General features: G+C 43.7%; 14 protein-coding genes. 9 read left to right on the top strand and 5 right to left on the bottom strand.

What is annotated here, in order from left to right:
- Window positions 1-163: 163 nt before the first annotated feature.
- The 3 genes from R8G66_32330 (at window position 164) to R8G66_32340 (ending at window position 2,747) form a co-directional block, all read left to right on the top strand.
- Complete coding sequence (locus R8G66_32330; protein MDW3197110.1) at window positions 164-1,330, top strand: AIR synthase-related protein; 1,167 nt, start codon at window positions 164-166, stop codon at window positions 1,328-1,330.
- A gap of 127 nt (window positions 1,331-1,457) precedes the next feature.
- Window positions 1,458-2,216: a DUF1223 domain-containing protein gene (locus tag R8G66_32335; GenBank protein ID MDW3197111.1), complete on the top strand. Its 759-nt coding sequence runs from the start codon at window positions 1,458-1,460 to the stop codon at window positions 2,214-2,216.
- Window positions 2,217-2,243: 27 nt separating this feature from the next.
- Window positions 2,244-2,747, top strand: a complete 504-nt coding sequence (locus R8G66_32340) for a DUF456 domain-containing protein (protein ID MDW3197112.1) — start codon at window positions 2,244-2,246, stop codon at window positions 2,745-2,747.
- A 118-nt stretch (window positions 2,748-2,865) separates the two neighbouring features.
- Here the strand turns inward: R8G66_32340 and R8G66_32345 are convergent, their stop codons facing one another.
- The 4 genes from R8G66_32345 to R8G66_32360 form a co-directional block, all read right to left on the bottom strand.
- Window positions 2,866-3,246 (bottom strand): YraN family protein, encoded by a 381-nt coding sequence (locus R8G66_32345; protein ID MDW3197113.1) that lies wholly within the window; start codon window positions 3,244-3,246, stop codon window positions 2,866-2,868.
- Window positions 3,247-3,346: 100 nt separating this feature from the next.
- Window positions 3,347-4,441 carry a Gfo/Idh/MocA family oxidoreductase gene (locus tag R8G66_32350; protein ID MDW3197114.1) on the bottom strand — a complete coding sequence of 365 codons (1,095 nt, stop codon included), beginning with the start codon at window positions 4,439-4,441 and terminating at the stop codon, window positions 3,347-3,349.
- A gap of 107 nt (window positions 4,442-4,548) precedes the next feature.
- Window positions 4,549-6,441, bottom strand: a complete 1,893-nt coding sequence (gene htpG / locus R8G66_32355; GenBank protein MDW3197115.1) for a molecular chaperone HtpG — start codon at window positions 6,439-6,441, stop codon at window positions 4,549-4,551.
- Window positions 6,442-6,761: 320 nt separating this feature from the next.
- On the bottom strand, window positions 6,762-7,256 hold the full coding sequence (locus R8G66_32360) for a DUF4293 domain-containing protein (GenBank protein ID MDW3197116.1): 495 nt from the start codon (window positions 7,254-7,256) through the stop codon (window positions 6,762-6,764).
- 110 nt (window positions 7,257-7,366) lie between these two features.
- Between R8G66_32360 and truA the strand changes: the two genes are divergently transcribed.
- The 6 genes from truA to R8G66_32390 all read left to right on the top strand — a co-directional run bounded on the left by truA (window position 7,367) and on the right by R8G66_32390 (window position 11,169).
- Window positions 7,367-8,110, top strand: coding sequence for a tRNA pseudouridine(38-40) synthase TruA (gene truA, locus R8G66_32365; GenBank protein MDW3197117.1), 744 nt, complete (start codon window positions 7,367-7,369; stop codon window positions 8,108-8,110).
- Window positions 8,111-8,114: 4 nt separating this feature from the next.
- Complete coding sequence (locus R8G66_32370) at window positions 8,115-9,884, top strand: ABC transporter ATP-binding protein (GenBank protein MDW3197118.1); 1,770 nt, start codon at window positions 8,115-8,117, stop codon at window positions 9,882-9,884.
- Between the two features lie 182 nt (window positions 9,885-10,066).
- The gene (locus R8G66_32375; protein ID MDW3197119.1) at window positions 10,067-10,255 is read left to right on the top strand and encodes a hypothetical protein; all 189 of its coding nucleotides are present in this window, start codon (window positions 10,067-10,069) and stop codon (window positions 10,253-10,255) included.
- A gap of 21 nt (window positions 10,256-10,276) precedes the next feature.
- Window positions 10,277-10,585 (top strand): hypothetical protein, encoded by a 309-nt coding sequence (locus tag R8G66_32380; GenBank protein ID MDW3197120.1) that lies wholly within the window; start codon window positions 10,277-10,279, stop codon window positions 10,583-10,585.
- Complete coding sequence (locus R8G66_32385) at window positions 10,548-10,718, top strand: hypothetical protein (protein MDW3197121.1); 171 nt, start codon at window positions 10,548-10,550, stop codon at window positions 10,716-10,718. The genes R8G66_32380 and R8G66_32385 overlap by 38 nt, the downstream gene beginning before the upstream one ends.
- Before the next feature lie 118 nt (window positions 10,719-10,836).
- Entirely contained in the window at window positions 10,837-11,169 is a 333-nt protein-coding gene (locus R8G66_32390; GenBank protein MDW3197122.1) for a hypothetical protein, read from the top strand.
- An 81-nt stretch (window positions 11,170-11,250) separates the two neighbouring features.
- On the opposite strand, the gene R8G66_32395 is transcribed toward R8G66_32390, so the two are convergent.
- Window positions 11,251-12,330 (bottom strand): cadherin repeat domain-containing protein, encoded by a 1,080-nt coding sequence (locus R8G66_32395; GenBank protein ID MDW3197123.1) that lies wholly within the window; start codon window positions 12,328-12,330, stop codon window positions 11,251-11,253.
- Window positions 12,331-12,350: the final 20 nt, after the last annotated feature.

A 12,350-nucleotide genomic window follows, 5' to 3' on the forward strand; every position in this document is an offset into this window, starting at 1 on the left:
ATTATAGTGCTAAAGTTGATAGATGAATACAGAATTTATTTAGGGCCGATCAACTTAACATAGTACTCTAGTGAATTGAAAATTTACTTTAGGACAGTTCGTAATTCCCTGCAAGCTTTCACATACCCATAATTTCTGATTTCTTTGCAGCAAAAAAACACGCATGAGTGGTCGATATGCCCAGCGGGGAGTTTCCGCCCAAAAAGAAGATGTACACGCTGCGATCAGCAAAATCGACAAAGGCTTGTACCCACAGGCCTTTTGCAAGATCGTTCCTGACCACCTGACCAACAGTGAAGAACACTGCATCGTTATGCATGCGGATGGAGCAGGCACGAAATCCTCTCTTGCTTACGCTTACTGGAAAGAAACAGGTGATTTGAGTGTCTGGAAAGGCATTGCCCAAGATGCGATCATCATGAATGTGGATGATCTGTTGTGCGTAGGTGCCGTGGATAATATCCTCTTGTCAAGCACGATTGGCCGAAACAAGCAATTGATCCCCGGAGAGGTCATTTCGGCGATTATCAATGGTACCGAAGAAGTACTACAGATGTTGCGTGACAATGGTATTGGCATTACCTCAACCGGAGGTGAAACGGCGGATGTAGGTGACCTGGTGCGTACCATCATCGTGGATAGTACCGTCACAGCCCGGATGAAAAGAGCGGATGTGATCAGCAATGACAACATCCGTCCCGGTGACTTGATCGTTGGATTATCATCCTATGGGAAAGCTTCTTACGAAATGGAGTACAATGGCGGAATGGGCAGTAATGGTCTTACGTCAGCCCGACACGATGTATTTGATCACAGCTACTTCGATAAGTATCCTGAGACGTACGATGGATCAATCGCCAAAGACCTCATCTATTCTGGGAATAAGCAGTTGACTGATGCTGTTGAAGGATCTGAATTAGATGCTGGTAAACTGGTGCTTTCTCCAACAAGAACCTATGCACCAATCATCAAACAAGTTTTGAGGGAGCTCTCCGGTCAAATCCATGGGATGGTGCATTGTAGCGGAGGAGCACAAACCAAAGTGATGCACTTCATCAAAGACCTGAAAGTCATCAAGGATAACCTATTTGAAATTCCGCCACTGTTTCAATTGATTCATGAGCAAAGCGGAACCGATTGGAAAGAGATGTATCAGGTCTTCAACATGGGCCACCGCTTTGAGATCTACTTGCCCGAAGATTCTGCAGATGACATCATTGAGATCGCAGAAAGTTTCAATGTACATGCCAAAATCGTCGGCAGGGTAGAAGCCGCGGATAAAACCAGCGTAGAGATCCATGGCAAGCAAGGCAGCTTCTTGTATGAATAATCGTCCAGGCATTTGATTAAGAAAATTCACCCTTTGAAAAAGGGGGTGGTCGAAGACGGGGTGATACAAAAATTTGTCCACCAGCCAACAATCCTACCCAGAATAAGCTCTTGAGGTAAATTTTCAATTGAGGAATCCCGTTATTGGAAGTATGTATACTTCTGTCTTTTTTCTATTGCTGCAATTCATCGCTCCTGTTGATGAGACTCCCGCTGAAAAGCCATTTGTCATTGTTGAATTATTCACCTCCGAAGGATGCTCCAGCTGCCCATCGGCAGATAAGTTGCTTTCCGAAATTGTAGATGAACAACAATCGGATGTAGAAGTAATCGGTCTATCTTTTCACGTCGACTACTGGGATTACATCGGATGGAAAGATCCGTACGCACGCAGGGCATTTACGGACCGTCAAAGAGCCTATGCAACCAAGCTCAGAAGCTATCAGGTTTACACGCCACAGATGGTTGTAAATGGTAAACATGAGTTTGTTGGATCGGACCGACGAACCTGGGCAAGAGTGCTGACTACAGAAAGTAGCGAAAATCCATCATTCAAATACGAACTGGGCACAATTACTAAAAGTAAAGATCAATTGTCGTTTTCCGTAAGTACCGAAAATCAAAAAGACCTGTTGATAAATGTGGCTATTATAGAGCGAGGACTCTCCCAACAAGTGACACGTGGCGAAAACCGAGGCAGAAAATTGAGTCACGATAACGTGGTTCGCGCTTACGACATTCAACCTGTAAGCCAAAAGAACCTGGGCTTATCTATTGGTATTCCAACTGACCTGGATGAATCCAATAGTTCTTTAGTAGTGTATTTCCAGAAAGCCAGTAATTACGAAATAGTAGGCGCTCAGCAGATCGCACTTTCGAGCATTTAAGTTCTTATTTCGGGTATATTTGGAAATATGACTTACGTCTTAATTTTCCTGGCATTTCTGCTCCTTGCAGGAGGGATCGTATTTTCGGTTTTGCCACCAATACCGGGTCCAATATTATCCTACCTCGCACTGATTTGTGCGCATAACAGTAGTCCTGAGGCTGCTTTTACGAATACTACTTTAATTATCTGGGCCATCGTCGTGCTGCTGATCCTTATTGCCGATTACTCCCTTCCCGTCATGGCCACCAAGAAATTTGGCGGCACGAAAGCAGGCATTTGGGGCGGTATAATTGGTACAGTTGCAGGGATCATTGTACCAATTCCATTCGGCATTATTCTAGGCCCACTTTGCGGTGCGATCATCGGTGATCTGATCGGTGGTAACCGCATTCAGGCAGCCGTGAAGTCAGGCTTTGGTTCCTTCATGGGATTTATACTCGCCACTAGCCTAAAGGTGCTTATCTCCGTCTGGATAGGCGTGGTAATCCTGATCCGCCTGGGTGGCTTTGCGTATGATGCGCTGTTTTAGGGCGTTTCGAGCACCTCAACGCCCTACCGCACCTTGAGATTCTCGAAGGTTAAGGCCCTTGTCCGTCTCAGCGTTTAATAGCTTACAAGTACACTGAGGTCCTCGAGGTGTACTATTATCAATAAAAAGCATCCTTAAACCACTTCACCTCTCCCGTATCTGAACGTATGGATATCACATCGAAACGGATGTCTCTTTGCCAATTGATGGCGTGGATGTAGTGATCGGCGACTTGAATAATGCGATTGCTTTGTTGTTGGGACACAAAAGCTTCCGGTTCTCCAAAATCCCCAGTCTTCCGAAGTTTTACCTCTACGAAGACCAATAGAGAATTGTCCAAAAGACTGATGATGTCCACTTCACCTTTTCCATGTCGGAAGTTTCGTTCCAGGATTTCATAGCCAGCATCGATCAAAAATGCTTCTGCAAGGTCTTCTCCATGGGTTCCTGCATTTTTCTTAGCATTAAACTGATCTTTAAAGTTTTTATTTATAGACAACTCCTTTAATTTTGTGTCACTACAGTCGCCCGACTGTAGCCTTTAGTTGTTTTGGGAGCAATCTGATTTTTATCGGGTTGCTCTTTTTTTTCTCGAAGAGTTATTTCTCCAACAATACCTTCTTCCCCGTCCTTGCGCTTTCCTTTGCTGCATCCAGAATTTCGACGACCAGTAGGTTGTTTGCTAAGGCCGAGACATCATGATCTTCAATCTTGAATCCATCTTTGATTACGGAGGTGAGCAAAGCAAAAGGATCATTGATTGCTGCGGGTAAAGGATCGGCTTTCATGGCCGTTGCCCGGTCCTCGCCGGCCAGTCTTACGCGCATATCTGAGCCATTGTCACTGATGACATATCCGGTGGCGCCATACACCTCCATGTCTTTTCTGTTAAAAGGCCAGTTCCACGAAGCTTCCAAAATGGCCGTCATGTCTTCATATTCGAGCAGGATCACTGCTTCATCATCGACCTTGGGATATTTTTCAGGCTTGTAAGTTTTAGTGATGGCCGTCACTGAAACAGGTCTTTTGCCCTGTGTGAGCCAGGTCGTCAGATTCGCGCCGTAACATCCAAAATCCGTTACAGCTCCGCCTCCGTTTTGTACGGGATCCGTTAACCAATCGAGGAATTCCTGATTGACACCTATTTCAATCGGACCTTCATGTCCATCTCTGACAATTACTTTTCTAAGTGTGCCAAGTTTGCCAGCCCGGACCATTTCATAGGCTTCCTTATTTGTAGCGTACCAGGAAGTTTCGTAGTTCGTGAGTAAGTGGATATTGTGCTGCTTGGCCAATCGGGCCATTTCTGTGGCATGCTCCATGCTTACTGCCAAAGGCTTTTCCACCATCACATGGATACCTCGGGGTGCGAAGAATTGCACCACTTCTAAATGCTCATAAATGGAACCAAATGCAGTTACGGCTTCTACATTCACTGCCTTAACCATGACTTCCATCGTTGGATAGACCAGGTCCATCGACATATTGTGTTGTTTCATGTATCGTTGTGCCAGGTCCTGATTCGGTTCCACAATCCCGACAATTTCAATGTCGCCACGGTCTTCTCTGCCGAGAATCCAATGAACGTGTGTATGGGTAAGTCCTACAACACCAACTTTTAATGGTTTTTTGTTTTGAGCATTCAGGTTAACCATGCTCAGGAGCATCAAGAGGGGTAAAAAAAATCGGATCATAATTAGCAATCTAAAGGCTAGTTGTGATCCTTCAAAATCAACGTTGCTTCCAAATAAAAAATCCCGACTATGAGCCGGGATTTTTAAGACATTTATGTAAACAAAATTTAATTCGCTGCTAAGTCGACGCTTCTTTTGATGAAGTTGGTCAGGCTCTCTCCATCCAGCATGCCTTGCGAAAGCAGTGCAAGGTCATAGGCCTGCTTGGCCAGGGCCACTTTATCATCTTCATTTTCAGCATCGATGATTTTACGGGTAATGGCGTGGTTCGCATTCACCGCTACAGACAAGTTCAAAGGCATATCTCCAAACATCATGGGTCCGCCACCGCCAGTTGCCTGCATGTCTTTCATACGTCGCATGAATTCTGGCAAAGTCACCGCAACGGGTAGGTCATCAGTAGCCATCGCTTCTACGCTTACCATGTTGCTTGTATTGTTGATCGCTTTTTCAAACAGCTCTTTCACGCTGGTTTTTTCGTCATCGCTTAATACAGACTCCTGCGTCTCGCCTTTATCAATCAGTTTATCAATAACATCAGAATCTACTCGTTTGAAAGTTACTTTCTCAAACTTCTGCTCTACATTCTGGATGAAGTGACTATCCAAAACTTCGTTTAGAACCAGCACATCGTATCCTCGTTTCTTCGCCGCATCCACATAGGTGTGCTGCTTCGCCTGATCGTTCGTGTACAAGAAGACCGAAGTTTCGCTCTTATCTACCTGCGTGGCTTTGATATGTTCTTTGTACTCCTCGATGGTGAAAAACTTCTCATCGATGTTCTGTAATAAGACAAAATCTTTGGCTTTCTCCTGGAATTTTTCTTCAGAGATCAGTCCGTATTTTACGAATAAACCAATGTCATTCCACTTGTTCTCATACCCTTCACGGTCTTTCTTGAACAACTCGACCAGCTTATCCGCTACTTTCTTCGTGATGTAGCCATTGATCTTTTTCACGTTACCATCGGCTTGCAGGAAGCTTCGGGATACGTTCAAAGGAATGTCCGGAGAATCGATGGTTCCGTGCAGCAATTGCAAGAAATCAGGAACAACATCCTTTACCTCATCGGTGATGAACACCTGACGAGAGTACAGTTGGATTTTGTTTTTCTGCATCTCGAAATCCTTTTTCAACTTAGGGAAATACAGGATTCCCGTCAGGTTGAATGGATAATCGACATTCAGATGGATCCAGAACAATGGATCTTCTGAGAAAGGATACAGGTCCTTATAGAACTTCAGGTAATCCTCGTCTTTCAGGTCGTTAGGAGACTTGGTCCAGATAGGCTCGGTATCATTGACCATGTTGTCCTTCTTGACCGTCTTGTATTTAGGCTTGCCTTCTTCATCCTGGCCATCTTCTACGCTTTCGTCTTTGGTTCCGAAGCGGATCGGCACAGGCATGAATTTGGAATATTTATCCAGGATGCCCTGAATTCTGTGATCTTCCAAAAACTCCTCACTGTCGTCGGCAATGTGGAGGGTGATCTCCGTTCCACGAGTTTTCTTTTTGACCGCAGAAATTTCAAATTCTGTGCTACCATCACAAACCCACTTGGCACCTTCAGCGCCTTCTTTATGAGAAAGCGTTTTGATTTCTACTTTTTTCGCTACCATGAAGGCAGAGTAGAAACCAAGTCCAAAGTGACCGATGATCTGCTGGTCTTCACCTTTGTCTTTGTACTGCTCCAGGAACTCGGTGGCTCCTGAGAAGGCGATTTGGTTGATGTATTTTTTGATCTCTTCGGCAGTCATACCGATGCCTTTATCAATGATCTTGATGGTCTTCTTGTCTTTGTCGACCTTCACATCAACGGTCAGGTTACCCAATTCACCCTGGTATTCACCGAGGGAAGCAAGGCGTTTGATTTTTTGTGTGGCATCAACGGCGTTGGAAACCAACTCCCTTAAAAAGATTTCGTGATCGGAATAGAGGAATTTCTTGATGATCGGAAAGATATTTTCCGTGTGTATAGAAATCGAACCTTTTTCTTTCATCGCTTTTGATTGGATTGCTTGAATTTGGTTTCCTGCTCACCAAATACTGTTCCATCAGCGAAAAAGTGACTTTTTGTCAGTTTGCAACGGTCCTGTCAGGATGACAAAATGTCGAAAACCTGTTTTGTGGGTTACATTGTGGCTGGATTGGGAGATAATAAGTTGCCTAAGTTTGTGTCTTCACAAACTTGCATTGAAGTAGGATTAAGAACGTTTTAGAGGACTCAAATGATCGCATTAGTCCTCTACGGCACTATTACTGTCGAAGGAACGGAAGATGCTATAGTTGATGGTCAAAAAACGCAAGTACAGCTGGGATTCTACCTCAATCGATCCGCGCTACGAACCAGGTTTTCGTCTTTCCGGATGAACCGGTTGGCAATAGAATTGCAGATCAGGGCAACAATAGGAAGGTAAAATCCGATCTCATATTCTCCTCTGGCTTCTTGATTTACCAAAAGTTCTGCTTTACTGATATAGACGAACAAAGCAACCAAAAAGGAAGCAGCGATCACCAATGAATTGAGTGCGCCCAATTGGATTTGTCTGAGCCTGTTTTTGTATTGGAAGATAGAAAACAAAGCGATGCCAGCTCCTACAAACAGAAAGATGGACAGATAAAACGTCTGCTTCACATTGATCAATTCACCTCTGGAACCATCTGCATTGATTTTTTCATAGCGCAGCTCATACACGTTGAGCTCAGCTCTTTCTTGCTTTTGGGTGTCTGTTTCTGACCAGAAAGGAAAAAACAAAGCAGCGATCAAAAGGATGGCGGCTACTAGCAAAAAGATGGATTGTACTCGCTGGATCATTCGCTGTGGATTTTTAAGGAGGGCAAAATTAGGGAATAGTGCGAAATTTTCCTGATCCGAATAAAAAAGGGTGATTCATTCGGTGATTGAACCCTTAAGTTTGCACTCCAATGCGGTTCTTTGTCGACATTTCATACAAGGGGACGGTCTACCATGGCTGGCAGGAGCAAAACAATGCGATCACGGTGCAGCAGGTGATCAATGACAAGCTTTCGCAATTGCTTAGGACCGAAACGAAATGTGTGGGTAGTGGCAGAACAGATACCGGTGTTCATGCGAAACAACAGATCATCCATTTTGATGCAGAAGAAACTCTGGACCTTGACCGTTTTCTTTACAAACTCAATGCGGTCTTACCTGAAGACATTGCTGCAAATGCAATTCGAGCAGTAAATAAAGAGGCCCACGCACGTTTTGACGCTACCAAAAGAAGCTATCACTACTATCTGCATGCGAAAAAGACCCCTTTCAAAAAAGATCAGTCCTTTTTCTTTCCACATGCGTTGGATTTAGCAAGCATTGAAGAAGGCTGCAAAATATTTAAACAATGGACCGATTTCGAGTCTTTTAGTAAAGTGAAGACGGAAGTGAACCATTTTAATTGTGAGATCTTCGAAATTGAGTGGCAAATGGAGTCCAACGGATATATTTTCTTTGTTTCAGCGAATCGTTTTCTTCGTGGAATGGTTAGAGCTATGGTGGGGACATTGTTGGACATTGGGATCGGCAAACTAACTCCCGGCCAGTTGGTCACTATTTTGGAAAAGAAGGACCGTCGAGCGGCGAGCCGATCGGTACCGCCACAAGGTCTTTTTCTTTCATCGGTGATTTATCCAAACGACATATATCTATAGCATTTTGGAAAAAGAAAAAGCAATAAGCGGCAATATTGTTGATTTTAAGATTCTGAAGCGACTTTTCACATTCGCCAGGCCTTACATGAAGCAATTTTATATTCTGATCTTCCTGACCGTGTCCATGGCCATCGTGGTACCGCTGCGTCCATTCCTGATCCAGCTGACGATCGATGAAGAAATTGCTTCCGGAGATTATCAGGGAATGTTGATGATGATCATCATTTTGGTGGTCTTATTGATCATTCAGTCATTCATGCGATATTCTCATACGTTTCTTTCCAGCTGGTTGGGGCAATATGTGATCCGTGACCTAAGAATCAAATTGTTCCGACACCTGCAGAAATTGAGACTAACTTTCTTTGACAATACGCCTATAGGTAGATTGGTTACAAGAAATGTCTCGGATATTGAGACCCTGGCTGAAGTTTTTAGCCAGGGCATAGCGATGATCATTGGTGACCTGTTACAATTATTGGCAATCATGATCTGGATGTTCGCCGTTGATTGGCAATTGGCGTTGATCAGTATGTCAACCATCCCAGTGATGGTCATTGCTACCTACATTTTTAAAGAGAAGATCAAAGCTTCTTTCAACGAGGTACGAACGGCTGTATCCAACCTCAATTCCTTTGTGCAGGAACATGTGACGGGTATGAACATTGTACAGATCTTCAATAGCGAACAGGAAGAACACAGAAAGTTCAAAGAGATCAATGAAGAGCATCGCAAATCCAACCTGAAGTCGGTGATGTATTATTCCGTGTACTATCCAGTGTCGGAAGTGGTGCAAGCGGTTGCCATCGGTCTGATTGTCTGGTACGGGGCCGGTTTAGTTATTGACAATGTGGTGGAGACTGGCGTGTTGATCGCATTCATCATGTGGATTCAAATGTTTTTCCGACCCATACGGATGATTGCTGACCGGTTCAACACACTGCAAATGGGGATCGTTTCTTCCAACAGAATTTTGGACCTGCTGGATAATAATGATCACATTCCGAATGAAGGAAAACACATTGTTGCAAACCTGAAAGGTGAGGTGACCTTCAATGATGTCTGGTTTGCTTACAAAGAAGAAGACTGGGTACTAAAAAACATCAATTTCAGTGTTAAGCAAGGAGAAACCCTGGCCATTGTTGGGGCAACCGGAGCTGGAAAGTCTTCCATCATCAATCTGCTAAATCGATTTTATGAGATCAATAAAGGGAAGATCGAGGTGGATGGTGTGGATGTGACCAAGTATGACCTGGATAATCTAAGAAGTCACATTGCCGTGGTATTGCAGGATGTATTCCTGTTTTCCGATACCATCTACAATAACATTACCTTGAAAAATCCTGACATTAGCAGGCAGCAAGTGATCGAAGCTGCAGAGTTGGTCGGAGCGCGCACGTTTATTGAGCGGCTACCTGGAGGGTTTGATTACAATGTGATGGAACGTGGGGCTACCTTATCGGTTGGGCAAAGACAACTGATCTCTTTTGTGCGCGCCATGGTTTACGATCCCAAGTTGATCGTCCTGGATGAAGCTACTTCGTCCGTTGATAGTGAAACGGAAGAATTGATCCAGAAAGCTATTCAAAAGCTGATGACTGGACGTACATCTATTGTCATTGCACACCGCCTTTCGACGATCCAAAATGCCCACAATATTCTGGTACTTGATAAAGGTGAGATTGTTGAAAGTGGCAATCATGAGGCCTTGCTGAAGCAAAAGGGGCATTATCATCAACTGCACCAGATGCAGTACCGGGAAGTGCTAGCCAGTTGAACCTGGCGTAGATTCAATTTTATTGGTTTCAAATACACTGACGGATCCATGGAATTTATGCTTCTATAACCCCTTAATTGACCCTAATTTCAATGTGATTAGTCATTTGAAAATAAACTTTTTATTTACTGATTACCATTGAATTCATGATGCAACCAATAGGAAACTAAAATATCAAAATCATGAATTCAATTAAAAATTGGAGGATTCTTGTCCTTCAGAATGCGTATTTATGCATTATTCTGAGTACCGTCCTCCTAAGTTGTAATGAACAAGTTCCCACTATTTATAGCGATGTTGATTCGGAAGTGGTTTACATTGATGAGGAGGGAAACGCCATCATCGTACAATTAAGAAACAACATAGAATAAGAGTTCAGATCCTTCAACACATTGGAGGAGTATGACGAAGAGGTAGCATTAATTGCCGTTGAAACAGAAGGCACCATAACCTTGAATAAGGACCTTTACCAGAGGTCGAGTCATTATTTTACTCCTTTTGAAATTAGTCTTTTCGATAATGGTGGAGAAATTGAAGTAGAAAATGAAAAATTTAAGGCTACTAACACCACACTTTTTATTGCGGATGAAACGGGTAATTGGGAGATTTCTGAATATTATGGCATTGAAGGCGATGCTAGTTTAAAGGAAACGGCAATGGTCGATGAATTTTGGTCAGCTGGAATTGTTAGAAGCATATGAATTCAAAAACCCGTCGGCTATTGCATTATATGAAGGCATGTCCAATGCAGGCGAAAATGGTCGATTGGAAGATTACGATGGCTTCGTTATTCCCATCGTAAGAAGAAACGTTCAGGGGGATAGCTCCCCGTGAATATTTAGCGCAAGAGTTCCAATATATTCCTGCTCCTTTCTTAAATACTCCTGCACGTATTTGGCTCAGATTGATTGTTTTTAATGAAGAGTATACCCGATTTGGTTCAAGAGCTAAAATGGGGACGACTCTGCAATTAAGGGATCTTGATACTTATGGAAATTTCATTCATAATCAGTGGGTTACACCATTTGGAGGAGGGTCCGGATTTCTCAATGGCAATCCCGGCGTGGTACCATTCGTGGAAGCTGTCGGATTTACCCATGTTACCACAACTGTTTCGGGATTTCAGTGGAGCGTTTATCGGGACAATGTTTCCAGAAGGAATCGCAGATCAATCGAAAGCAGTCACCGCGTTGTATATGGAGTTCCTGGCTTGAATAATATTGGTGTTAATTACTCGTTCCTCATCACAGGTCCAATTGAAGTTGAAGTTCCCAGATTCAACTAAATCCTACGAGATTGAAGTCTTGAATAAAAAAGTAGCCATCCTTATGGATGGCTCTTTGCTAACCAAATCTAAAATGTTTCTTTATTCAGCGGAACGACGTTCGTAGCTGAATCCTCCGCCTGTTCCATTATTACCCTCGCTCCAGGAGGTGAATTTGATGTCAATGTAAACATCATCGGTGATCAGGTGAAGCACCATGTTTTTGTCTACTACTTCTTTAGGTTTGACCGTAGTTCTGAATTTATCGAAAGTTAAATTTGCAATGCCTTGCTCGGTTGTTCCGAGAGCCCATTCTGTATCTACCGGGCTGTTATCTTTATCAGACATGCTCTCTGTTGCTGCATTGTAGATCTGCCCACCCGTGTTACCTCTAGTGATCCATACATTGTCCGTAATGCGATCCTGATTGGCTTCTTCTGTCGGATCTGCACCATCCGATTTGGTGAAGGTGATGATATCGCCCGCGTAAACAGTAAATCCATCATTGATATCGCCAGAATTCACGGTGATTTCAAAAGAAGCTTCTGCCGTCACATCACCGCTGGTAGCAGTGATTGTCCCCGAGATGGTAGGGTTAGTCGCAGCTACAAATAAGGAAGCATCGGCTACTGTTAGTACACCAGTAGTAGCATCTAAGGCTACTGCTCCTACCGGAGTTTGCGAGGCAATTGCCAGGGATACTTCACCCTGGTTTGTAGAAGCGGTGATGGTACCAATCACATCTCCATTCGTGGGATTTTCATCAATACTTGCTTGAAAGTCATCAATGGATACTTCAACGACAACTGCATTTACTGTAATTGTGAAATTCCCTTCTTCAGATACATCACCGTTTGTTGCCCTGATCGTCCCCGTAATGGTCGGATTATCCGCAGCCACAAATAAGGAAGCGTCGGCCACGGTTAATGCACCCGACGTGGCATTAATGGCTACCGCTCCGGCTGGTGTCTGGGATACGATTTCATATGTAACAGAACCGCTATTAGTAGACGCAGAAACGGTTCCAAGAGAAGCACCATTTTCCGGATTCTCGTCAATGCTTCCAGTAAATTCAGAAATACTGACAGTGATTGTTGGCGCCGGATCTTCTTCTTCCGAACAACTAAATCCGAGGACCAACAAGCTTAAAATCAGCGCAATTCTTAATTTTTTCGTTAACATGAGGGCATCTTATTTAGTAT

The sequence above is a fragment of the Cytophagales bacterium genome, assembly GCA_033344775.1.
Lineage (GTDB): Bacteria > Bacteroidota > Bacteroidia > Cytophagales > Cyclobacteriaceae > JAWPMT01.